This is a genomic window from Acinetobacter sp. 22512 (assembly GCF_052044755.1).
Taxonomy (GTDB): domain Bacteria; phylum Pseudomonadota; class Gammaproteobacteria; order Pseudomonadales; family Moraxellaceae; genus Acinetobacter; species Acinetobacter pittii.
This window is the reverse complement of sequence record NZ_JBQENP010000003.1, coordinates 83039-107446: the sequence shown is the minus strand read 5'-3', so window position 1 is coordinate 107446 and position 24408 is coordinate 83039. Positions and strand designations below refer to the sequence as shown.

23 protein-coding genes are annotated in these 24408 nt (G+C 40.3%); 13 read left to right on the top strand and 10 right to left on the bottom strand.

Going from position 1 to position 24408, the window contains the following annotated elements:
- The first annotated feature begins 32 nt into the window (after positions 1 to 32).
- The 10 genes from ndk (at position 33) to ACTJJG_RS04845 (ending at position 10088) form a co-directional block, all read left to right on the top strand.
- Positions 33 to 464 (top strand): nucleoside-diphosphate kinase, encoded by a 432-nt coding sequence (gene ndk, locus ACTJJG_RS04890; RefSeq protein ID WP_000963851.1) that lies wholly within the window; start codon positions 33 to 35, stop codon positions 462 to 464.
- 123 nt (positions 465 to 587) lie between these two features.
- Entirely contained in the window at positions 588 to 1823 is a 1236-nt protein-coding gene (gene rlmN, locus ACTJJG_RS04885) for a 23S rRNA (adenine(2503)-C(2))-methyltransferase RlmN (protein WP_002115097.1), read from the top strand.
- A 14-nt stretch (positions 1824 to 1837) separates the two neighbouring features.
- Positions 1838 to 2638, top strand: a complete 801-nt coding sequence (gene pilW / locus ACTJJG_RS04880) for a type IV pilus biogenesis/stability protein PilW (RefSeq protein ID WP_002114699.1) — start codon at positions 1838 to 1840, stop codon at positions 2636 to 2638.
- Positions 2629 to 3420, top strand: a complete 792-nt coding sequence (locus tag ACTJJG_RS04875; RefSeq protein ID WP_017402542.1) for a helix-turn-helix domain-containing protein — start codon at positions 2629 to 2631, stop codon at positions 3418 to 3420. The genes pilW and ACTJJG_RS04875 overlap by 10 nt, the downstream gene beginning before the upstream one ends.
- Positions 3421 to 3441: 21 nt before the next feature.
- Positions 3442 to 4557 (top strand): flavodoxin-dependent (E)-4-hydroxy-3-methylbut-2-enyl-diphosphate synthase, encoded by a 1116-nt coding sequence (ispG, locus tag ACTJJG_RS04870; protein WP_002115078.1) that lies wholly within the window; start codon positions 3442 to 3444, stop codon positions 4555 to 4557.
- The gene (gene hisS, locus ACTJJG_RS04865; protein ID WP_017482039.1) at positions 4554 to 5846 is read left to right on the top strand and encodes a histidine--tRNA ligase; all 1293 of its coding nucleotides are present in this window, start codon (positions 4554 to 4556) and stop codon (positions 5844 to 5846) included. The genes ispG and hisS overlap by 4 nt, the downstream gene beginning before the upstream one ends.
- A 28-nt stretch (positions 5847 to 5874) precedes the next feature.
- Positions 5875 to 6573 carry a YfgM family protein gene (locus ACTJJG_RS04860; protein WP_005066180.1) on the top strand — a complete coding sequence of 233 codons (699 nt, stop codon included), beginning with the start codon at positions 5875 to 5877 and terminating at the stop codon, positions 6571 to 6573.
- Positions 6573 to 7718, top strand: coding sequence for an outer membrane protein assembly factor BamB (gene bamB, locus ACTJJG_RS04855; protein WP_005066182.1), 1146 nt, complete (start codon positions 6573 to 6575; stop codon positions 7716 to 7718). Before ACTJJG_RS04860 ends, bamB begins: the two co-directional genes overlap by 1 nt.
- Positions 7719 to 7907: 189 nt before the next feature.
- Positions 7908 to 9317: a ribosome biogenesis GTPase Der gene (der, locus tag ACTJJG_RS04850; protein WP_005066184.1), complete on the top strand. Its 1410-nt coding sequence runs from the start codon at positions 7908 to 7910 to the stop codon at positions 9315 to 9317.
- Between the two features lie 114 nt (positions 9318 to 9431).
- On the top strand, positions 9432 to 10088 hold the full coding sequence (locus ACTJJG_RS04845; protein WP_017482040.1) for a 4'-phosphopantetheinyl transferase family protein: 657 nt from the start codon (positions 9432 to 9434) through the stop codon (positions 10086 to 10088).
- Positions 10089 to 10158: 70 nt separating this feature from the next.
- On the opposite strand, the gene secB is transcribed toward ACTJJG_RS04845, so the two are convergent.
- From secB to rsgA, 4 genes are all read right to left on the bottom strand, one after another.
- A complete protein-coding gene (secB, locus tag ACTJJG_RS04840; RefSeq protein ID WP_002115005.1) occupies positions 10159 to 10617 on the bottom strand; it encodes a protein-export chaperone SecB in 459 nt (152 codons plus the stop codon).
- 27 nt (positions 10618 to 10644) lie between these two features.
- The gene (grxC, locus tag ACTJJG_RS04835) at positions 10645 to 10902 is read right to left on the bottom strand and encodes a glutaredoxin 3 (protein WP_002114715.1); all 258 of its coding nucleotides are present in this window, start codon (positions 10900 to 10902) and stop codon (positions 10645 to 10647) included.
- An 11-nt stretch (positions 10903 to 10913) separates the two neighbouring features.
- Positions 10914 to 11330, bottom strand: coding sequence for a rhodanese-like domain-containing protein (locus tag ACTJJG_RS04830; RefSeq protein WP_000443006.1), 417 nt, complete (start codon positions 11328 to 11330; stop codon positions 10914 to 10916).
- A gap of 98 nt (positions 11331 to 11428) precedes the next feature.
- Positions 11429 to 12490 carry a ribosome small subunit-dependent GTPase A gene (gene rsgA / locus ACTJJG_RS04825; RefSeq protein ID WP_069120373.1) on the bottom strand — a complete coding sequence of 354 codons (1062 nt, stop codon included), beginning with the start codon at positions 12488 to 12490 and terminating at the stop codon, positions 11429 to 11431.
- 125 nt (positions 12491 to 12615) lie between these two features.
- Here rsgA and orn point away from each other — a divergent pair, with 125 nt between their 5' ends.
- The 3 genes from orn to ACTJJG_RS04810 all read left to right on the top strand — a co-directional run bounded on the left by orn (position 12616) and on the right by ACTJJG_RS04810 (position 15008).
- Positions 12616 to 13182 carry an oligoribonuclease gene (orn, locus tag ACTJJG_RS04820; RefSeq protein ID WP_000099436.1) on the top strand — a complete coding sequence of 189 codons (567 nt, stop codon included), beginning with the start codon at positions 12616 to 12618 and terminating at the stop codon, positions 13180 to 13182.
- Between the two features lie 153 nt (positions 13183 to 13335).
- Positions 13336 to 14067: a Bax inhibitor-1/YccA family protein gene (locus ACTJJG_RS04815; RefSeq protein ID WP_004794670.1), complete on the top strand. Its 732-nt coding sequence runs from the start codon at positions 13336 to 13338 to the stop codon at positions 14065 to 14067.
- 137 nt (positions 14068 to 14204) lie between these two features.
- On the top strand, positions 14205 to 15008 hold the full coding sequence (locus ACTJJG_RS04810; protein ID WP_031944198.1) for an enoyl-ACP reductase FabI: 804 nt from the start codon (positions 14205 to 14207) through the stop codon (positions 15006 to 15008).
- Between the two features lie 69 nt (positions 15009 to 15077).
- Here the strand turns inward: ACTJJG_RS04810 and ACTJJG_RS04805 are convergent, their stop codons facing one another.
- The 6 genes from ACTJJG_RS04805 to leuS all read right to left on the bottom strand — a co-directional run bounded on the left by ACTJJG_RS04805 (position 15078) and on the right by leuS (position 24109).
- Positions 15078 to 16472, bottom strand: coding sequence for an efflux transporter outer membrane subunit (locus ACTJJG_RS04805; RefSeq protein ID WP_081318690.1), 1395 nt, complete (start codon positions 16470 to 16472; stop codon positions 15078 to 15080).
- Between the two features lie 22 nt (positions 16473 to 16494).
- Positions 16495 to 18489, bottom strand: coding sequence for a MacB family efflux pump subunit (locus ACTJJG_RS04800; protein WP_002114873.1), 1995 nt, complete (start codon positions 18487 to 18489; stop codon positions 16495 to 16497).
- 2 nt (positions 18490 to 18491) lie between these two features.
- Positions 18492 to 19832, bottom strand: coding sequence for a MacA family efflux pump subunit (locus ACTJJG_RS04795; RefSeq protein ID WP_069120369.1), 1341 nt, complete (start codon positions 19830 to 19832; stop codon positions 18492 to 18494).
- 107 nt (positions 19833 to 19939) lie between these two features.
- Positions 19940 to 20929, bottom strand: coding sequence for a DNA polymerase III subunit delta (gene holA / locus ACTJJG_RS04790; RefSeq protein ID WP_017398822.1), 990 nt, complete (start codon positions 20927 to 20929; stop codon positions 19940 to 19942).
- A gap of 18 nt (positions 20930 to 20947) precedes the next feature.
- A complete protein-coding gene (locus tag ACTJJG_RS04785; RefSeq protein WP_002115142.1) occupies positions 20948 to 21457 on the bottom strand; it encodes an LPS-assembly lipoprotein LptE in 510 nt (169 codons plus the stop codon).
- Positions 21458 to 21484: 27 nt separating this feature from the next.
- Positions 21485 to 24109 carry a leucine--tRNA ligase gene (leuS, locus tag ACTJJG_RS04780; protein WP_372552485.1) on the bottom strand — a complete coding sequence of 875 codons (2625 nt, stop codon included), beginning with the start codon at positions 24107 to 24109 and terminating at the stop codon, positions 21485 to 21487.
- Between the last annotated feature and the right edge of the window lie 299 nt (positions 24110 to 24408).

The following is a 24408-nucleotide window of genomic DNA, read 5'->3' as shown; positions in this document are numbered from 1 at the left end:
AAAGTTTAAATCTTAAAATAAAGGAGCCACTCATGGCTATTGAACGTACTTTGTCTATCGTAAAACCTGATGCAGTGTCTAAAAACCACATCGGTGAAATTTTTGCTCGTTTTGAAAAAGCGGGTTTAAAAATTGTTGCGACTAAAATGAAACACCTTTCTCAAGCTGATGCTGAAGGTTTCTATGCTGAGCATAAAGAACGTGGTTTCTTTGGTGACTTAGTTGCATTCATGACTTCTGGTCCAGTTGTAGTATCTGTTCTTGAAGGCGAAAATGCAGTTCTTGCACACCGTGAAATCTTAGGCGCTACAAACCCTAAAGAAGCTGCTCCTGGTACGATTCGTGCTGACTTCGCTGTAAGCATCGACGAAAACGCTGCTCACGGTTCTGACTCAGTTGCTTCTGCAGAGCGTGAAATTGCTTACTTCTTTGCTGACAACGAGATCTGCCCACGCACTCGTTAATCGAAAGCATTCAAACCAGATAAGTGGTATACTACTTATCTGGTTTTTTTATTCTCTTAAGAGAATATTGTTTGATTCTTGAACAATATCTTCAGTTTTTTGACATGGTTTAGGTAAATACACATGAGTTCTGCAGTGGTCGTTTCATCTGAAAATCTTGATGGACAGCAGCAATCTTCGTCCACGCCGGTAATCCCTGCTGCCGAAAATAAAGTGAATTTACTCGGCATGTCTCGTCCTGAGTTAGAAAAATTCTTTGAAGATATTGGCGAGAAAAAGTTTCGTGCCGGACAGGTCATGAAATGGATACATCAATACTTTGTTACTGACTTTGCTGAAATGACCAATATTTCAGGCAAACTACGTGCGAAGCTTGAACAGATTTGTGAAATTAAAGCTCCTGAAGTGGTTCACCGTCATTACTCAAAAGATGGTACACGTAAGTGGGTGTTTCGCGTAGGTGAGGGTGCAGGTTCTTTAGTTGAAACTGTATTAATTCCTGCCGAAGATAAGACTGGATTACGTAAAACGCTTTGTATTTCCTCTCAAGTGGGCTGCGCATTAGATTGCTCATTTTGTTCAACAGGTAAACAAGGTTTCCAACGTGATTTAACGCCAGATGAAATTATTGGGCAACTCTGGATGGCAAATTATTCTTATATGGAAGAAGTGCCTGTTGCTGAGCGCGAACGCTCAGTTACCAATGTTGTGATGATGGGCATGGGTGAGCCATTGCTCAACTATGATGCTGTATTAAGCTCAATGCAGATTATGCTTGATGACTTTGCTTATGGCATGTCAAAACGTCGTGTGACTTTATCGACATCAGGTGTTGTACCAAAAATTGATCAACTTGCAAAAGATATTGATGTGGCTTTAGCCATTTCTTTACATGCGCCAAATGATGAATTACGTAACGAATTGGTACCTATTAATAAAAAATATCCATTGGCTCAGTTAATTGCAGCATGTCAGCGTTATATTGCCAAAGATGGTAATGAAAGTACGCGTAAACATGTGACGATTGAATATGTGATGTTAGAAGGCGTGAATGATCAGCCTGAACATGCACAGCAAATGATTAAATTATTAAAAAATTTACCAAGTAAAATTAACTTGATTCCGTTTAACCCGTTCCCGCATGCGCCATATGGTCGCTCAAGCCGAAATCGTATTATCTCGTTCCAAAAAACTTTGTCTGATGCGGGATTTGTGTGTACGATTCGTCAAACACGTGGTGATGATATTGACGCTGCATGTGGGCAGTTAGTAGGTCAAGTGGCTGACAGAACCCGCCGTGCTGAACAGTGGCAGAAAAAAGTCACACAGCGTCAAGAGATTTTGCGTACACAAGGATAAATTGAGGGCAGGCTTTGAGTATTCCAAAGTTAAAAACGGTCTTATGTATGGGGATTGCAGTTGCATTTCTGGTAAGTGGTTGCCAGACAACGCATACGCAAAAAAAAGACCCAGAGAAAGCGGTAAAGGTGCGTACACAACTTGCTGCTGAACATATCCGTTCGGGTGACTTGGACTCAGCAAAGCGAGCTCTTGATCAAGCTTTAAGTGTAGATAGCCGCGATGCTACTGCAAATATGATGATGGGTATTTTGCTACAGCAAGAAGGTAGCAAACCCAATTTAGAAAAAGCAGAACATTATTTTAAAAGAGCAATTTCATCTGAACCGGATAATGCTCAAGCACATAATAATTATGGTACTTATTTATATCAAATGGAGCGTTATAATGATGCGGTTGAGCAATTTCGTATTGCTGGCGCAACATTAGGTTATGACCAACGCTATCAGGCATTAGAAAATCTGGGGCGTATTTATTTAAAATTGGGTGATGTTGCGAATGCTGAAAAAACATTCAAACAAGCACTCCTTGCTAACCGCGACTCTTATATTTCAATGTTAGAGTTAGCGGAAATTTTTTATTTGCAGCAGCAGATCCCGGCTGCTACACAAATGTATGAGCAATATGTTCGTACAGTGGGGCAGAAAAATCAGGGTGCAAGAGCACTTTGGATTGGTGTAAGAGTGGCTCGAGCCAATGCGGATAAAATGGGAATGCAAGTGTTAGTAAACCAGTTACGTGCTTTGTTCCCGGAAAGTCCAGAATATCAACGTTATTTGCAATTACAGTATAGTACTGAGGCCGTATGGAAATAAATCCTAATTCACAGCAGCCAACTGGCTCAAGCTTACCGACTTCTGCTTTAGGAAATATTCAACGTCCTGGCGAGTATTTACGTCAAATTCGAGTTGCTCAGAATAAAGAGTTAGGGCAAGTTTCTTCAGATTTAAATATGCCGGTTAAGACCTTGACCGCTTTAGAGCAAGATGACTATAAATCATTGCCGGAAGCGACTTTCATTAAGGGTTATTACCGTTCATATGCAAAATATTTAAATACGGACGCGACGGCAATAATTCAGCGTTTCGATGAGATTTATGCAAATGATACTGGGCTGTTACCAAATCATGCCTTAAATAATTCGCCAATTAAAATCATGGGTAAACTCCCGGGTTCTAATAGTGATCGTAATAAGAAATGGTTAAAACGCATATTTCTTGCTGTTGTAATTCTTGCTGTTGTGTCATTGCTTGTTATGGGTGTCCAAAAATGGACTTCAAAGAAAGAAGATGCTGATTTACCTAAAGTAAATCAATCGAATGTTGAAGTTTTACCTATGCAAGGGGCTACCACCTCAACAGTGGGTGACCAATTGGTGTTAAACTTTAACCGACCAACTTCTGTTCATATTGTTGATGCAACAGGTAAAGTTTTGGCGACAGGTCGTCAGTCATCAACTTTAAACTTAAATGGTGAGTCTCCATTCCAGATTCGTCTTGATGATGCAACCGCTGTGTCATTAAGTCTAAACCAAGAACAGATTTCATTGTCTCCATATACGGTAAACGGTAAAGCAGAATTCCGTTTATCCCGCTAATACCATGAGTTGAGCGATACAATGATAGAGAACCCAATTAAACGTCGACCAACACGTAAAATCCGTGTTGGTTCGGTGTATGTCGGTGGCGATGCACCTATTAGTGTGCAAAGTATGACAAATACCGAAACTTGCGATGTCGATGCAACCGTTGCTCAAATCGAGCGTTGCGTTGATGCAGGTGCTGATATTATGCGTGTTTCGGTCCCATCTATGGAAGCTGCTGAGGCATTTGGTGCGATCCGTAAACGTGTTTCAGTTCCATTGGTGGCTGATATTCACTTTGACCATAGAATTGCTCTGGCAGTTGCAGACTATGGTGCAGACTGTTTACGTATTAACCCAGGCAATATTGGCTCAGACCAGAAAGTGCGTGAAGTCGTTGCTGCGGCGCGTCATCATGGCATTTCTATGCGTATTGGCGTCAATGCGGGTTCTTTAGAAAAAGATTTACAAAAGAAATATGGCGAACCTACAGGTGAGGCGCTGCTTGAATCAGCACTACGTCATATTGATATTTTAGATCGTCTCAACTTCCATGAATTTAAAGTCAGCGTAAAAGCATCAAATGTGTTTTTAACCATGGATGCTTATCGTTTACTTTCAAAGCAAATTGATAACCCATTACATCTAGGTGTGACTGAAGCTGGTATTTATCGTACAGGTACTGTGAAGTCGGCGATTGCCCTTGGCGGATTGTTGATGGAAGGTATTGGCGATACGATGCGTATTTCGCTTGCCGCCGAACCGGAAGATGAAATCAAGATTGGTTTTGATATCTTAAAATCACTAGGACTTCGTTCTAACGGTATTAACTTTATTGCTTGCCCAAGTTGCTCTCGCCAAGAATTTAATGTTATTCAGGTAATGCAAGCATTGGAAGAGCGTTTAGAAGATATTCGTACTCCAATGGATGTGTCGGTAATTGGCTGTAAAGTAAACGGCCCAGGTGAAGCAAAAGAAGCCGATATCGGGGTCGTTGGGGCTGCGCCTCGCTCATTGGTTTATCGTAATGGTGAAAAAAGCCATTTAATCGATACCGATCAATTGGTTGATGAAATCGAAACTATGGTTCGTCAACGTGTCCAAGAGCTTGAAGAAGCTAAATCTAAAGAAATTATTCGTAGTTCATCATGAGTTCAATCGTCGCAATCAAAGGTTTTAATGACATCTTGCCAACGCAAACAGTAGCGTGGAGACGTCTCGAGCAACATTTAGCATCTTTAATGGATGCTTATGGATATCAACAAATTCGTTTGCCGATCGTTGAACAAACGGGCTTGTTTAAACGTGCTATTGGTGATGCTACCGATATTGTTGAAAAAGAAATGTATACCTTTTTTGACAAAGGTAATCCACCAGAGTCATTAACCTTACGTCCAGAGGGTACTGCAGGTTGTGTTCGTGCTTTGGTTGAACATAATTTGTTGCGCGGTGCTACGCCACGCGTGTGGTATATGGGACCTATGTTCCGTTATGAAAAACCACAAAAAGGACGTTACCGTCAGTTCCACCAATTTGGTGTGGAAACTTTCGGTGTTGCGACTCCTGATATTGAAGCTGAAGTTATCTTGATGACAGCTCGATTATGGAAACGTATGGGCGTTGATCACATGGTTCAACTTGAGTTGAATACTTTGGGTGAAAAAGATGAGCGTACAGAGTATCGTAATGCTTTGGTTGCGTTTTTAAATGAGCATAAAGATGCGTTGGATGAAGATTCACAGCGCCGTTTAACAACGAATCCACTACGTATTTTGGATTCTAAAATTGAATCGACTCAGAAAATTCTGGAAAATGCGCCGAAATTATATGACTTTTTGAAAGAAGATAGTTTAAGTCACTTCCAACAATTACAAGACTATTTGACTGCTGCGGGTGTTAAATTTGTCATTAATCAAAAATTGGTGCGTGGTCTGGATTACTACAATAAAACCGTTTTTGAATGGACAACAACTGCACTTGGTTCGCAAGGTACGGTGTGTGGCGGTGGTCGTTATGATGGTCTTGTTGGTCAGCTAAAAGGTAAGCCAGATCAATCTGTACCTGCTGTTGGCTTTGGTATGGGGATGGAGCGTTTATTGCTTCTGGTTGAGCAAGTTGAACAGGCTCAAGTTATTCGTGATTGTGAAGTCTTCTTGGTTGCAGAACCTGCTTATCAAACTAAGGCTTTGATTTTAGCGGAACAATTACGTGACCAGTTAGAAGCTGAAAATAGCAGTATTCGAATCAAAACAGGTTCACAAGGCAGTATGAAGAGTCAGATGAAAAAAGCTGATCAGGCTGGGGCTGTTTACGCCATGATTTTAGGTGAGCGTGAATGGGAAGCACAGCAACTTGCTATCAAAGAGTTAGCAACAGCTGAGCAGTCTCAAGTTGCGCTGGCTGAGCTTGTACCATTCTTAATCGAAAAATTTACAAAATAAACTGAAACATCTGGAAAAGGACAATCACATGAGTGTAAGTGATGAAGAACAATTCGACAGCTTAAAGTCGTTCGCCAAAAAATATGGTTCTGCCATGATTAGCGGGATTCTCATTGCATTGATTGCCTTTTTTGGGTGGGAATATTGGCAAAAAAGAAATCTTGCGAGCAGCCAGACAGAAACTGCAAAAGTACAGCAGTTAATGGATGAGGCAAATGCAAGTGCTGATAATCCTAATGCTTTAACTTCGGTCACTGCATCGGCAGATAAAATCGTAAAAGATGATATCAATTCTGTTCAGGCGATACAGACTCAGTTTGTATTAGCAAAATTAGCCTATGAAAAACAGGATTATGCTGCTGCTGAAAAAGCATTGAAGAAAGTTGAAAATTCAAAAGTAAAAGATGAAGGTTTGATTCAGGTTGTAAAATTGCGTTTAGCAGATGCACAATTGGCGCAAAACAAATATGATGAAGCACTAAAAACCTTGTCTGGTAACGTCGATCCTGCATTTAAAGCAACAGTAGAAGAGTTACGTGGTGATATCTTTGTTGCTAAGAAAGATGTTGATTCTGCTAAAAAAGCGTATCAGGCAGCATGGGATTCGTTACTGGAACGTAAACAAGAACGACAAATTTTACAAATTAAACTCGAAAGTGTTGGCGTTTTAGTTGAAGATCCACAGATTGAGCGCCCAATTTTGGAAACACAGGTGGAAGAGTCTTAATGAATCAGAAATTCAAACTGCCTTTGGCAATTGCAATCGCATCAGCTGTACTGGTGGGATGTTCTAGCAACAAAGTAAAAGAAGCAAAACCAAATCCACTACCGAAATTGACTGAGTCGAAAAAGACTCTAGTACCCGTGTTTTCGCGCAGTGTTTCTTCTACTGATAAGGCAGATCCATTACGTTTGCAGCTTGACGCAAGTGAGGGCGTGGTCTTTACGCTTGACCCAAAAGGTGAGGTCGCTGCATATCGTGGCAAGGAACGCATTTGGGAGAAAAAAGTCAGCAAATTAGGCTTGAGCTCTGGTGTTGAAGCTGCTGAAGGAATTGTTGTTGTTGGTAATAGTAAAGGTCAACTTTTTGCTTTAGATCAGGCAACAGGTGAACAAAAGTGGACTGCACAGTTATCTGGTGCACTATTAAGTCCTTCTTTAGTTCAGTCTGGACGCGTTATTACCATTGCTAATGATGGTACTGTATTTGCGCATGATGCTGGTTCAGGCCAACAAGTTTGGGCTTATAAATTACCAAATGTCCAATTTAGTTTACGTGGTCAGGCCTCACCGGTGAGTCTTGACCCGCGTACCGTATTAATCGCATCTGCGAATGCGTATGTTTATGCAATTGATACGATTAGTGGTATTCCACGTTTCCAACGCCGTGTTGCAGTAAGTGAAGGCCGTTCTGATATTCAACGTTTGATTGATATCGATGGTGATCCTGCAGTTGCTGGACAGTTTATGGTAACGACTAGTTTCCAAGGACAAGTGACCGTAACTGATCTAGCTTCTCAACGTGTAGTTTGGAGTGAAGACTCAAGTAGCACGAAGCGTCCAGAAGTTTATGACAATAAAGTATTTGTTTCATCAACTGATGGTAAGTTAACTGCTTATGATTTAACGACAGGCGAACAAGTTTGGCAAAATGATAGTTTATTAAACCGTCATTTAAGTAACCCTGTTGTGTTGGGATCGGATCTTATTGTTGGTGATTTAGATGGCGTATTACATCTTGTTGATCCTGCAACAGGTAAGTTGATTGGTCGTTCAAAAACAAGTGGTGAGGTCAATACATTACGTGTTATTGAGAACCAACTTTACGTTTCGACCAGAAAAGGCGATTTAAGTATTTGGCAGAATCGTTAATTTCGTTTGCTTGTGCTAAAATAGCCGCTTAACAAATTACGCTGTTAAAAAAATATCGGGGTGTTTGAATTAAATCAGTTCAAAGCCCCGTCTTTTATTATGGTCATATCTGACCTTAAAATATATCTCCTGTATTGTTTCTAATGCTCATGCCATGAGATATGGCTGGTCTTGAATTAAGGTTATTGTATGAAACCCGTTATTGCGCTCATTGGTCGTCCGAATGTCGGAAAATCAACGTTATTTAACCAGATTACCAAGAGTCGTGATGCACTTGTAGCCGACTTCGCGGGTCTGACTCGTGACCGTAAATATGGTGATGCGACTTATCAAAATAAGTCTTTCATTGTTGTTGATACTGGTGGTATCGGTGAGAGCGAAGGCGGTATCGATAACTACATGGCCGAGCAGTCAAAAACAGCAATCAATGAAGCAGATATTATTATTTTTGTGGTTGATGCTCGTGCCGGATTATTAGCTTCTGATGAGCAAATTGCTCGTGAACTACGTACTTTAGGCAAGAAAATTTATCTTGTTGCGAACAAGGTAGATGGTGTTCATGCTGAAGCAGCTTTAGTTGAGTTCTATAAACTTGGTATGGGTGAACCATTACAAGTTGCCGCTAGCCATGGTCGTGGCGTACAGCAAATGCTGGAAGATGTACTTGCAGAAGTTCCAGAAGATGAAAACCCTGAAGAACATGACAAAGATACTGGCTTACGTTTAGCAATTATTGGTCGTCCTAACGTTGGTAAGTCAACACTGGTCAACCGTCTGCTTGGTGAAGACCGTGTGGTGGCATTTGACCAACCAGGTACAACTCGTGACTCTATTTACATTCCTTTTGAGCGTGAAGGCCGTAAATACACCTTAATTGATACAGCAGGTGTGCGTCGTAAAGGTAAGGTTGATGAAATGATTGAGAAGTTCTCAATTGTTAAAACTTTGCAAGCCATGAAAGATGCACATGTTGTCGTAGTTGTAGTCGATGCGCGTGAAGGTATTGTTGAGCAAGACTTGCATTTAATTGGCTATGCGCTTGAAGCTGGTCGTGCCATGGTTATTGCCATCAACAAATGGGATAACATGTCTGAATATGACCGCAAGCAATGTAAGCTTGATGTTGAGCGTCGTTTTGACTTTATTCCATGGGCAAAAATCCATTTAATTTCTGCTTTACATGGAACTGGGGTAGGTGATTTATATCCTTCTATCCACCGTGCTTATGAGTCTGCGAACTTAAAAGTATCACCAGCTAAATTGACTCAAATTTTGAGTGATGCGACAGAAGCCCATCAACCACCAATGATTAGCGGTCGTCGTATTAAAATGCGTTATGCACATATGGGTGGTCAGAATCCACCGACTATTGTGATTCATGGTAATAAGGTTGATAAGACACCTGCCGATTATCGCCGTTATTTAGAAAACGTGTTCCGTAAAGTGTATAAACTCGAAGGTACACCAGTTCGTATTGACTTTAAAACTTCTGAAAACCCGTTTGAAGGTCGTAAGAGTCAGGTTGATGAACGTACTGCTGCACGTCGCCGTCGTTATATTCAGAAATTTAAGAAAGCAGAGAAAAAATTTAACCGTTAAGTTTTTTATTGTTCAAAAACCCAAAGTTTTCTTTGGGTTTTTTATTACATGGTTTAATAAGTTATTGGTATTTTTTATATTAGCTTTAGTCCCTCATGGGATGGATTTAGAAAGATGAATGATAGGAAAATTGAAGTTTATATAGGAAAGCTCAATGAGTTTTTAAAACAAGAACAACAAAACTTTCCAGACTTCCGTTCATTTAATCATTATAAAAAACAACAAATACAGAGTGTCAGAAATCGACTGATTGCAGAGAAACTCCAACTCACGTCAATGGAATTGGAGTTTGCCAAGCATGAACATGGTAAACCTTATTTATTGAATCACACTTTGCATTTTAATCACTCACATAGCCAACAATACTACGCTTTAGCCATGAGCGAACAAGTTAAAGATATTGGGGTAGATGCTGAGGAACTGGATCGAAATGTACGCTTAGATGCTTTAGCAAAACATGCCTTTCATCCCGATGAATATGAAACATGGCTAAGCTTAGAACAAGATAGAGAATATTGGTTCAAAGTCTGGACCACAAAAGAAGCCGTTTTAAAAGCTTCAGGATTAGGTATACGTTTAGATTTAAATACGTTAAATACTCAGGCACATTCTACCGATCATGGTGGAGTCTGTTCTCACCCACTTAATGGGACATTTGCTTATCAGAATTTTATTGTTGGCAATATGATATTAACCGTGGCATGGCGTTCAGAGTTATCTTGCCGTGGTTTTCAGTTTCCATCTATTCAGCTTCACTCACTTGATCTTTAATAATTTTAATAGCACACATAAAAAAACCGCGTATTACGCGGTTTTTTTATTAAAGGGGAAAGCTAAAATATTAAGCTTGACCTTCAACAGCAGCAGCTTGAGCACGTTGCATATTCGCTTCGAACTCTGCATCAAAGTTGATTGGAGTAAGAAGTAACTGTGGGAAGCTACCTTTAGTTACTAAATCATTTACAGCTTCACGTAAGAACGGGAACAAAATATTTGGGCAGTATGCGCCTAAAATATAAGGTAAACGCTCTTCTTCAATGTTGTCGATCAAGAAAATACCTGATTGAGTTACATCTACAATGAACGCTGTTTCGTTGTCGTTATCGGCTTGTACCACAACTTTTAAAGAAACTTCAAAGTGAGTCGGGTCAATCTTTTCTGCAGCAGAAGAAAGATTGATATTAAGTTCAGGTTGCCATTGTTTAGTAAAAACCTGCGCCCCTGGAACCTCAAAAGAAATATCTTTTGTATAAATACGCTCTAAAGCTAATTGTGGTTGAACTTGTTGTTCTTCGCTCATTGTTTTTTCCTTAATATGGATGCGATGTTAAGCCAATAATTCGTCGAGTTTACCTTCACGCTCTAAAGCATAAAGTTGGTCAAAACCACCGATAAACTGATCGTTAATGAAAATTTGTGGGACAGTACGATGATTTGTGCGTTGCATTAATTCAACACGTACTTCTGGTGCTTCAACAGAAAGATTTACTTCTTTATAAGCAACACCTTTACGCTCAAGTAACTGTTTAGCACGAACACAATACGGGCATACAGAAGTTGAGTAAACAATGACATTTGCAGCCATGATAATTCTCCTTAAGCTTTTGGTTTGCTTTTAACAAGAGGTAAGCCTTGTGCTTTCCAGTTACTGATACCACCATCAAGACGATAGCTATCGTGGTGAGCAACTTTTTGCAAAGCACTTCCAGCAACTTGCCCCAAGTTGCAAATAAATACCAATGGACGGTCACTTGCTTTTAATTCGTCAGCATGACTTGCGATTTGGCTATATGGAATATTGCGACTGCCACTAATGTGACCTTCGCGGAAATCTTTGCTATCGCGTAAGTCAATCAAAAGAGCATTTTTCGCTTTCACTAAAATACCAAGCGACTGTGGAGAAATTTTACGACCATTACGTTGACCTTCAAAAATGAAGAACAACACGATCAAGACTCCGAGCGTACCAAACAAAATGGGGTGATTCCCCATAAACTCTAACCAGCGTTCCACAAGTCACCTAAAAAAATTAAAAAACAAAATTGACCTAGAGTATAGCGTATATAGATGGTGATCAAAATCACCACTTCAAGGGCAAATAGGGCAGAAAATCAGTTTTTTTGCTGCGCTTCTTGAATCTCATCGATTAAACGCAAAAAGCTATCTAGTCGTCGTGGCAAAATTTCACCCGCTTCAACGGCCTGTTTAAGCCCACAATTCTTTTCATGAGTATGTGTGCAATTACGGAATTGGCAAGATCCTAGATGTGCTGCAATGTCAGGAAAGCCCATACGAATTTTTTCTAAATCGAGATGCCAAAGCCCAAACTCACGAATTCCCGGAGAATCAATTAAGGCACCATTTTTCCCGAAGTTGATTAAGCGCGTAGAGGTTGTCGTATGTTGTCCAAGTGCAGAGTTTTCAGAAATAACATTAGTTTTTTGCTCTGCATCTGGAATGAGCACATTAATTAAAGAGCTTTTTCCTACGCCGGATTGCCCTACAAATGCTACGGTTTCACCATCTAAACGCTCAGATAAAGCAGAGATATCTCCCCTTTTAGACTGACAAATCATCACCTCATAACCCAAGGTTTTATATTCTTCTAGTAGAGTAAGAATTGGGTCATTTTCAGTGAGTAAATCAGACTTGTTGAGGACCAAAAGAGCAGGAATGTTTGCATCTGCACAAGCAACTAAATATCGATCGATTAACGTTGGAGCGGGTTCAGGAAGTGGTGAAAATACAATCACAATCAAACTGATATTTGCGGCCACTGGTTTAACTTTGTGATAGCGGTCAGGGCGGGTAAGTAAAGATGTACGTGGGTGAATGGCTGTAATAATGCCTAAACCCGTATTTGGGTCTGCCTGCCATTTAACACGATCACCAGTTACAAGTAACTCAAGATTAGTTCGAGTATGGCAACGCCAAACACTATCGAGCTCGATCGGCTTCCAGAATGGTTCTGGTTCTCCTTCGGCAACTTGTGGTTTTTCTGGGTGATGTTCAGGCACAGAGAGGGCTTGTACTTCAAGTTGACGGCCATAATGTTGTACAACGAGTCCGTCTAGATCCTGTGAAGTATCGATCTCTTCTTGGCGAGTTTTATGCTGTTTTTCAATACGACGTTGCTGTTGTTCAGTTAAACGACGCTTACGAATTAAAGCCATTCATATCCCAAAAAAACCATTGTTTGAAGACCGCAAAAATAGCATGAAGCAGCTATAGAATTACAGCGCGGAAGCAAGAAATTTGCTACTATTGATGTTTTTACGGCATTTTAGAACGTACATTCATGAGCAGTACTTTAAATACACGATTAATTTGGATTGATCTGGAAATGACCGGATTAGATACCGATAATGACCAAATTATTGAAATCGCAACAATTATTACAGATGATCATTTAAATGTACTTGCCGAAGGTCCAGTTTTGGCTATTCATCAACCTGATCGTATTTTAAATGCAATGGATGAATGGAACACTCGTCAACATGGGCAGTCTGGTCTGATTGAACGAGTTCGTCGCAGTAAATTAACAGCCCGTGATGCTGAGTTACAAACTTTAGAATTCCTAAAAAAATGGGTGAATCCAAAAGTTTCACCAATGTGCGGTAACTCAATCTGTCAGGATCGCCGTTTCTTACACCGTCTTATGCCTGAACTTGAGCAGTATTTCCACTACCGTAATCTTGATGTATCTACGGTAAAAGAGCTTTCAAAACGCTGGCGCCCTGAAATTATGAGTGGCCTGAAAAAGAATGCATCTCATTTGGCAATGGATGATATTCGTGACTCAATTTCAGAGTTGAAATATTACCGCGAATATTTCTTTATTATGAATACTGATGGTAAAGATTGATTACATTGTAGACCAGATATGAAAGGAGGCTTATGCCTCCTTTTTTATTGTATAAAGGACATTGTTACAATAATGTCAATTGCTTAATTTGGCTTTCATATTCATTTTGCTTAAAATGATGTTTTAAATTTTTATTATAAAAAGAGAGCATTTATGCAAAGTAATAACCCGATACTGACGCGTGTTGAAACGGTCAGTGACTATAGTCAACCGATGACTGTGCAAGGTGCGATTCAAAAATCTGTTATGTTGACGGTCATTGCAGCTGCGGTGGGTGTCGCTTTATTTTTCTATGCAGCCTTTACTGCAAATGTTGGTATTGCTTACGCGGCTTCAATTGTGGGTGCAATTGGTGGCTTGGTTTTAGCTTTAATTACAACGTTTAAGCCAACGACTGCGCCAACATTGGCAATTCCGTATGCCTTATTTGAAGGGGCTTTTTTAGGTGGTATTTCGTTTACTTTTCAGTTGAAATACCCAGGTGTTCCACTTCAGGCTTTATTAGCAACCTTTGTCACCACTTTGGTGATGTTTGGTTTATATAAATTCCAAATTATCCGCGCAACTGAAAAGTTTAAGTCAGTTGTAATCTCTGCATCTTTGGCAATCTTTATTGTATTTATCGTGCAGATGGTCATGCGTTTAGCTTTTGGTTCAAGCGTTCCTTATATTTTTGAAAGTAACTGGTTAGGTATTGGTTTTGCTGCATTTGTCGCTGTCATTGCTTCACTTAACCTGATTTTAGATTTTGATTTAATTGAAACTAATGCAGCTTATCGTGCACCAAAATTCATGGAATGGTTGTGTGGTATCGCATTACTTGCAACTTTAGTATGGATGTATATTTCTTTCTTACGTTTACTAGGCTTACTGTCTGACGACTAAGATTGAATTCATCTAGAAGTCGCTCCTTATCAGGAGCGATTTTTTTTCGTGCGATTTTTGAAAAAAGATGCATTATGCAATTTCGAAAACCGCCGAATATTGGCATTATGCTTGAAATTGTTTTGAGTGAGATCGGCATGACACAAGGACTTTTAGCAGGTAAGCGCTTTTTGATTGCAGGCGTTGCTAGTAAATTATCAATTGCTTTTGGTATTGCCCAAGCATTACACCGTGAAGGTGCAGAGCTTGCGTTTACTTATCCAAACGAAAAATTAAAAAAACGTGTGGATGAATTTGCTGAGCAATTCGGTTCTAAGCTTGTGTTTCCATGTGATGTTGCTGTTGATGCTGAAATTGATAATGCATTTGCAGAACTTGCAAAACATTGGGATGGTGTAGACGGTGTTGTACACTCAATTGGCTTCGCACCTGCACATACACTTGATGGTGATTTTACTGACGTGACTGACCGTGAAGGTTTTAAAGTTGCTCATGACATCAGTGCATACAGCTTTGTTGCAATGGCACGTGCTGCAAAACCTCTATTACAAGCTCGCCAAGGTTGTTTATTAACTTTGACTTACCAAGGTTCTGAGCGCGTTATGCCTAACTATAACGTTATGGGTATGGCAAAAGCGTCTTTAGAAGCTGGTGTTCGCTATTTAGCATCAAGCCTTGGCGTTGATGGTATCCGTGTAAACGCGATTTCTGCGGGTCCAATCCGTACTTTGGCTGCTTCTGGTATTAAATCTTTCCGTAAAATGTTAGATGCTAATGAAAAAGTTGCACCATTAAAACGTAACGTAACCATTGAAGAAGTAGGTAACGCAGCATTATTCCTATGCTCACCTTGGGCTTCAGGTATTACTGGTGAAATTCTATATGTAGATGCTGGTTTCAATACTGTAGGTATGAGCCAATCTATGATGGATGATGAATAAGTTTCGAAATTTATTCAGGCATAAAAAAAGCCGTAGTTGAAGGACTACGGCTTTTTTTATGGGCGCAAGTTATTGCGGTAGTTCTTTTACAGGTGAACCACCTAGAGCTTGCATGAGAGTGACATAAGCGTTGTATTGGCTTTGCTTGGTTTCAACGAGACTTAATCGTGCAGTACGTGTGGTTTGCTGAGCATCGAGAAGTGTTTTTAATGCGACAGCACCATAACGGTAACGAACTTCGGTTAGACGTTCAGTTTTTTCTGCAAGTTCAACATTACGCTCTTGTAACGCTACTTGTTTGTCGAGTTCGGTACGACTCGATAAAGCATTTTCTACATCAGCAAAAGCCTGATAAAGCGTTTGACGATATTGAATAATCGCTTTTTCATAATCCAGATTGCTAATCGCGATATCTTTTTTCATATCGTTATATTGCAAAAACGGTAAGCTCAAACTCGCCCCAAGCGTGAGGGCAGGGTTACGTAATAACTCCGTTAACGATGTGCTGCTTGAGCCTAGACTGCTGGTTAAGCTAATCGACGGGTAGTAGCTCGCCTTAGTAGCATCTTTAGTTGCTAATGCTTTTCTTAAGCGTAGCTCACTTGCTTGCAAATCAGGACGGCGCGATAAAATATCGGCAGGTAAACCAGCACCAATTGCAGGTAGAGCAGTGCGTGGTAAACGCTTTGGCTCTTGAATGTTCAATTGTTGCAATGGCTCATGTAATAGCACTGCAATAGCCGTACGTGTTTCAACCAATTGTTGTTCAATCTGGCTTAAACTCGCTTTCTGGCTTTGTACCGATTGTTCTGCTTGAGTCAGATCTACACCTGAAACAGCGCCGGCTTTATATTGAATCTGCACCAAGTCATAAAGCTTTTGAGAGGTTGCTAGACTTTGCTGTGCGGTTGTATAACGCTCATTTAAATAACCCAGTTGCCAATAAAGTTTGGCAGTAGTTGCAATTAAACTTTGCCCAGTAGCTTGTAAATCTTGTTCTGTCGCTAAAGCTTCCCATTTACTTGCTTCGGTTTGGCGTGCAAGCTTGCCAAACAAATCAAGCTCATAGCTTACTCCCGCACTCATGGAAAGACCATTAGCACTGTCATCTCCCGAATTTAAATCGAAAGAATGTCCAGTAGAAACACTAGAGCTAGTTCGCAAGCCTTGCTTATTAGCGGTTAAATCAGCTTGTAGACGGGCTTGCTTTAAAGCAATACCTGCAACTGCTAAATCACTGTTACGCTCTAATACATTGCTTACAAGCTGATTGAGCTGTGCGTCGTTAAAGAGTGTCCACCAACGGTCAGAATATTGATCGGTAGACATGGTTTTTGTTTTTGCTGTGTCATACTGAAAACTACCCGGAACTTGTACTGCAGGTGTTTCATAAGGTGTTTTTACTACAGCTGCACATCCTACAAGAGAACCTGTGAGAAGAAGTGCTGTGCTGAGTTTAGTCATAGAGAAAGACATGCAATTTTCCTTATTCTCGTGATAGTGCGGCAACAGGGTCAAGTTTCGCGGCATTCTTGGCAGGCAAGAAACCAAATACGACACCAATCAGTGTTGAACAGACAAATGCGGCAATAATAGAAGTGCTTGAATAAGCTACACTAAAGTTACCGCCAGCAAATTTATTAATAAGTTGTCCAAGTCCAAGCGACAATAAGACGCCAAGCACACCACCAATTAAACATACTAAAATTGCTTCAATCAGGAATTGCTGCAAAATATCACTTTGACGCGCACCTACGGCCATACGTACGCCAATTTCCTGAGTACGTTCAGTCACCGAAACCAACATAATATTCATTACCCCGATACCACCAACGACCAATGAAATTACGGCAATTGCTGAAACCAGAAGGGTCATCGTGCTGGTTGTTTTCTCAATAGTCTGACGGATACTGTCACTGTTCATGGTGAAAATATCTTGTGCACCATGGCGCTGGGTTAATAAATTCACAATCGCATTTTCTGCGGCAGCAGTTGAATATTTGTCATTAATACGAACCACGATATTACGTACATTAGATTGTCCTAACATACGGCTCATTACGGTTGTATAAGGCATATAGACATTTAGCGTGTCATCTGAACCCATGCCGCTTGTTTGTGGCTCAACCACACCAATAATACGAGCAGGTACACTACCAAGTAACACTACTTGACCGATTGGGTTGGTACCGTCACTAAAGAACTGCTTTTGAGTATTGGTATCAATGACCACATCCTGTGAGCGATCACGGACACTACGTTGATCAAAAGTTTGTCCATCTTTAAAGACCAAACCTTTCACATCGAAATAATCATTACTCACACCATTAATGGTCGCGTTCGCTTCATTTTGTTGATAACGCATGGTTTTGGATGTGCTGACGATTGGGCTGACTGCACTAACATACGGTTGAGTCATTAACGCATCAGCATCGGCAGGTACCAAGGTTTTAAAACTTGCAGTTTTAGAGTTGTCACCAAAACCACGGCCCTGAAATACCGTAATCGTATTTGTTCCCAGACTGCTAATATTGCTTAAAATTTGCTGTTGAGAGCCTTTACCTAATGCGACAACCGTAACAACCGATGCAATACCAATGATGATCCCCAGCATGGTTAAAAAAGTACGCATGCGGTGGGCATTCATAGACAGTAAAGCCATTTGAAAGGCTTCAGATAAACGGTCTAAAGTAGAACGCCATGCAGAAATACTTTTACCTTTCTTCTGTTTACCTTGCAAAGCAGGCGCTGCATCAGGATCAGATTTGATTGGTTCAGCTGCTTGATCTGGAACATTAGGGCGGTCACTAATAATTTCTCCGTCACTAATCTCGATAATGCGAGTCGCATTTTTTGCAACTTGCATATCGTGGGTGACTAAAATAATAGTGTGACCTGCGGCATTGAGTTCACGCAAAATACGCATCACCTCAACACCACTATGAGAGTCAAGCGCCCCTGTTGGTTCATCTGCCAGAATAACGTCACCGCCATTCATCAGCGCACGGGCAATAGAAACACGTTGCTGCTGACCACCAGAAAGTTGGCTTGGTCTATTGAGGGTTTTAGTACCTAAACCTAATTCGGTCAGTAAAGCCGTTGCGCGTTGTTTACGTTCAGAAGGGGTAACACCTGCATAAACAGCTGGAACTTCTACGTTACCTTCAGCAGATAAATCACCTAATAAATGGTAGCGCTGGAAAATAAAACCAAAATATTCACGGCGTAGTCGAGCGAGTTGATCTGGCTCAAGTTTACCTGTTTCTTGTCCATTAACCTTGTAACTACCACTCGTAGGTCGGTCTAAACACCCCAAAATATTCATGAGGGTCGATTTACCAGAACCAGATTGACCGACAATGGCAACCAGTTCGCCTTCGTAAATGGTCAGGTCAATACCTTTTAAAATTTGTATCGTGCTTTCGCCAGCAGGGAATTCCCGGACTAGATTGCTGACTTCAAGCAAAGCTTGTTTTGTCATGCTTACATTCCCATTGGGCCACTACGGCGACGGTTATTACTACTATTTGCTGATGCAGCAGAAGTATCTGCACTATCGGCAATCACAACTTGATCACCTTGTTTTAAGCCCGCAAGAACTTGCGCATTTACACGGTTGTTAATACCCACCAAAATCTGAGTCGGTTTAGTTGTGCCATCGGCTTGTAATACACGTACAACACTTAACGTTAATTTACCTTGCTCAACTAGTTGTTTTTGTTCAGCAGTTAAATTTAAACGTTCTAAACGAACACCACTACCTGAATTTTTTCTTTCTGCATTTGGAGCTGAAGCAGCTTTATCTGTAGATTGACCAGATTTTCTTTGGCCTGAAAATTGTTTAGAACTCAGTGCTGATGAAGGAACAAGTAGGGCATTTTTAGCTGAATCTAATACGATATAAACTTGTGCTGTCATATCAATACGCAATTTACCATCAGTATTTGGCACATCGAATAAGGCATTGTAGTAAACAGCCGAACTGGTTGTTGAGCTTGTTGTACTTGTTGATTCGCTAGAAATTGAGTCAGGAGCAGGCTCAATTTGACGTAAAGTTGCGTAGCGTTTAGTTTCATCACCTAAGGTTGTAAAGTAAACTTGTTGTCCTTTTTCAACTTTCATAATGTCAGCTTCACTGACTTGTGCCTTAATCGTCATGTTTTGTAATTTTGCAATTTTGACGATTGTTGGTGCGCTTTGGTTTGCGTTTACGGTTTGGCCTTCTTCAGTCACAATCGCGACAACCGTTCCATCAGTTGGAGCAACAATACGTGTGTAACCAATGTTGGTTTGTGCCGTAGATTTTGTCACTTTTGCAGATTCAATCTGTGCATCTAATGCTTTAATTTGCGCCTGAGCTGTTTTATAGCTTGCCTCAGCCGATTCTAAATCTGCACGAGGCGTTGCATCTTGCGCATACATTTGTTGCTGACGGCGGTATTCAAGTTGTTTTTCGTTTAAAGAAGCAACTTGTTGAAGGCGCTGCGCTTCTAAATTTTTAATATTCGCATCAGAAGTTTTTAAACTATTTTCTTGGGTGGTTGAGTCAATTTGTGCGATAAGTTGACCTTGTTTCACTTGATCGCCCAACTGTACATACATCTTTTTGACCTGACCAGATACCTGTGCACCCACACTAATCAGTTTGGTTGCATCAAGTGTACCTGTTGCAAGGACATTATTTTCAATATCTCCGCGTGTTACCTCAGCTGTAATATATTGAGGCTGCTGCTCTTTAGGCTTTAAAAATTTCCAAGCTAATACAGCAATAACTGCTATACAGAGGATAATAATAACAAGTTTGATTGGCTTTATTTTTGGCATGGTGAGAGGTCGAAAAGTTTAAAATTTAATTTAGTATAAAAGCGAAATGAGGATAAAACGTGAATTTTTATTATATTTCAAGAATGAAGAAAAATGATTCCGCCGAATTATTGTATAAATAGCGTTTTACCACATAATTCAGCAATGGCCTGCTGCATCAAATGTTGGGCATTTTCATTCGACATTCCTTTAATTGCCGCATCAACTTGCAATAGAAGGGTAGACCAGCCTAAAAACTGTTGAGGATTTAATCTTCTTAAAGCTTGTTGATATAAACCAACCTTTGTTTTCCAGATACCAAGTTGTAATGCATTATGAGGCTGCTCAAATAATTGCATCAATAAACGCATTTCTTTACTTAAAGTCCATAAAATTAGACTTTCTGGTTCGCCAGCAGCAATTAAATATTGAAAAATTTTAATGGATTGAGCGAGATTACCTTCTAATAGCGCGTCGCTTAAATCGTAAGTGGTATAACGAGATTGATCTTGTAGACAAGCATATAACTGTTCAATTTGAATCAGTTGTTGGTCTGGAAAAGTATCTCTTACACGCATCAAGCTATTCTTAGCTGCGAGCAAATTATGTTCATGATGCTGCATGAGCCATTGCCAGGCATCATTATCGAGTTGAATTTCAAGTTTCTCTGCTTCGGCAGATAAAATTCTTTGGCGGTCTTGCGGATAGTTTGCCGTTAGGGCAACAACAACACCATTTGCTTCCACAACTTGGAAAAAAGCAGACTTTAAGCTACTACTATCTTGCTTAGGTAAAACAATTAAAAGCAGGTTAGTTTCATTATGTTGAATATAGCTTTTAAGCTGTTTTAGTCCATTTGCGTCAGGCTTTATATTGCCATGCACTTCAATGGCAAGCTGCTGAGAAAATAAAGATAAGCTGTTAAGAGCGTTAAAAACATTCTTCCAGTCGCTCACGCTACTAATATCATAGCGCTGTCTTTCAACTTCTTGTTGTTGCCAACTTTTACGAAAAGCATCTAATAAATTTTGTTCCAGTAAAGGTTCTTGGCCATGTAAAATCCACGCACCCCGTGCTTCCGGAATGCGTTTTAAGGCTTGTAAATAGTCAATTTTCATTGCTGGTAAAAATAAAGATTAAGGCTGAGCTTTTGGTAAACGGTTTGCTGAAATCTGACGAGTAATTTGCTGTGCAATGTCATCGATCACAATACGTTGCAAATAAGATTCTTGCTGATTTTCGGTGTTAACCGTTGCAAGATCATATTGGTAACTACGAGATGCAGTTAATGAACGTGGTTCAGTAATTTTATTACCCTGACGGTCTTCAATCTGGAAGGTTACGGTTAAGCGTAATAATACTTCCGTTAGTTTTCCATTTAAAAGCTGACGACGTGGTGTGTACTCTAAAACACGGAGTACGTAGGCATCATTATCATTGCTGAATTGAACACCATTTGCAGCTAAATAAACTTTTAACTGGGTTTCTAAATCATCAGTTTTAGCTGGTAACTCAAGGCTTAATTTTTTATAAACAAGCGGAGTTGCAGTCGGGTTGGTTCCTTTTAAATGAAATCCACACCCGACTAAGCCTGCACTAAGGCCTAAGGTCAAAACAACAGCGGCTAAACGTTTGGCAAAGTGCATGCTTGATCCTCTCATTAATAACTTTAATTAAACCACGAGGTTAACTAATTTATTTGGAACCACAATTTCTTTCTTTGTTGGTCCTGTTAAGAATTGTTGAACTTCTGGAAGAGCTTTAGCTTGAGCTAATAGATCTTCTTTAGAAATATCAACCGAAACTTCAAGTTTACCGCGAAGTTTACCGTTAACCTGTACAACAATCGTTTGTGTATTACGAGTTAATGCAGAAGCATCGACTTCAGGGAATGTCGCTTCTGTTACATCTGTACCAAACTGAGCCAATAATGTTTGACTTAAATGTGGTGCAAATGGAGCAAGTAAAGTTAACAGTGTGGTGATCGCTTCACGTTCTACAGCAACGTCATTATCATCTTTTGCTTCAAACTTGTTGCTCGCATTTAACAATTCCATCAAAGCAGCAATCGCAGTATTGAATGCATGACGACGTTCGATATCATCACTTACTTTTTGAATAGTTTCGTGTGTTTTGCGACGTAAATCTTGAGCGTCTTTAGACAAGTTAGCTGCATCAATCGTAGAAGCTTGGTTGCCCTTTTCAAGGAAGCTCGCTACAAGGCGCCACACACGTTTTAAGAAACGGTTTGCACCTTCAACACCTGCATCAGACCATTCTAAAGATTGATCTGGTGGAGCAGCGAACATCATAAATACACGTGCTGTATCTGCGCCGTATTGATCAATAATCGCTTGTGGGTCGATACCGTTGTTTTTCGACTTAGACATTTTTTCTTGTCCGCCGATCACAACTTCTTGACCGTCACCTGAATATTTTGCAGAAAGAATACGACCTTTTTCATCGCGTTCTAATTCGATATCAGCAGGGTTAAACCAAGTCTTCTTACCATTTTCTGCTTCACGATAGAATGTATCCGCAAGCACCATGCCTTGAGTTAACAAGTTGGTAAATGGTTCATTACCTTGTACTACACCTTCATCACGCATTAATTTGTGGAAGAAACGTGCATAAAGTAAGTGAAGAATCGCGTGTTCAACACCACCAATATATTGGTTTACAGGAAGCCAGTTTTGAGCAGCTTCAGGTTTCACCATTCCGCCAGTGAAGTCTGGAGACGCATAGCGTGCGTAGTACCAAGATGACTCTACAAATGTATCCAATGTATCTGTTTCACGGCGTGCATCGCCACCACAACAAGGACATTTCGTTTCATAGAATTCAGGCATTTTATTAAGCGGGTTACCTGAACCATCTGGAACAACGTCAGTTGGTAATACAACTGGAAGCTGGTCTTCTGGAACTGTGACTTGACCACAAGTATCACAGTTAATCATTGGAATTGGACAACCCCAGTAACGTTGACGAGAAACACCCCAGTCACGTAAACGGAATTGAACTTTAGAATTTGCTAAACCTTGTGGTTCTAATTTTGCAAGGAATGCATCAAATGCAGCTTGGAATTCTAAACCATCAAACTCACCAGAGTTAACAAGTTTACCTTCTTTAGAACCGTACCATTCTTGCCACTCAATTGCAGAGTAGTCTGCATCGTCACCGCCTTTGGCATCAATTACTTGCTTAATAGGCAAGTTGAACTTGTTGGCAAATTCGAAGTCACGTTCGTCATGCGCTGGTACAGCCATCACTGCGCCAGAACCGTAAGACATTAATACGTAGTTTGCGATCCAGACAGGAAGCTCTTCACCAGTTACAGGATGCTTTACAAACAAACCTGTCGCCATGCCTTTTTTCTCGGCTGTTGCCAAGTCCGCTTCTGCAACTGAACCCATGCGGCACTCTTCAATGAATGCAGCCAATTCAGGGCTCTTTTCAGCCGCTTTAAGCGCAAGAGGGTGTTCTGCTGCAACGGCAACATATGTCACGCCCATAAGCGTGTCAGCACGTGTTGTATAAACAGTTAAGCCATCAGCATAAATTTCGGTATTGGCAGATGGGAAAGTAATTTCCATGCCTGTAGAGCGACCAATCCAGTTACGTTGCATGGTCAACACTTGTTGAGGCCAGCCGTCTTGTAGGGTGTCTAGGTCGTCTAATAATTCTTGTGCATAGTCAGTAATACGGAAGTAGTACATTGGAATATCGCGTTTTTCAACCAATGCACCAGAACGCCATCCGCGACCATTTTCAACTTGTTCGTTTGCTAAAACAGTTTGGTCAACTGGATCCCAGTTTACTGTTGAAAGTTTACGGTAGATCAGGCCTTTTTTATAAAGCTGAACAAATAACCATTGTTCCCAGTGATAATACTCTGGTGTACAAGTTGCAAATTCACGATCCCAATCTACAGATAGACCTAATTTTTTTAATTGGTCACGCATGTACGCAATGTTTTCAAATGTCCATTTTGCCGGAGCAACTTTATGGGCAATTGCTGCGTTTTCCGCAGGTAAACCGAATGCATCCCAACCCATAGGTTGTAATACAGTTTCACCTTTTAAACGGTAAAAACGGCTAATCACATCGCCAATTGTATAGTTACGCACATGCCCCATATGCAGCTTGCCGCTTGGGTAAGGAAACATCGACAGGATGTAACGATGTTTACCTTCGACAGTGTCGGCAACTTTAAAGACTTTACGATTTTCCCAATCTTGTTGAACTGATGGTTCAATCGTGTTTGCTTGATATTCGGGGTCAATGTGAGAAATAGTCATAGACGTAAGCTATACAACAAAAATTGATATTAAAGATTGTTGCACAGCATAGCGCAAAATCGACAAAAATGCAGTTTTGGGATGGATTTATTTTCCGTTAAAAATTAAACAAGAATAAACCTGAAAAAAGCGGGGTAGTCATAAAAAAAGAAAAGTGGAAAAATCAAATAAGATGAAAAAATAGTCAGTTAAAAAATAATCATAGAAAAGTGTTTCTTTAATCTTGACTTTAGTGAATTAAACAACAAAAATGCTTCCTTTAGTTTTATATGCGATTATTTGATCACCCTTCGAATAAC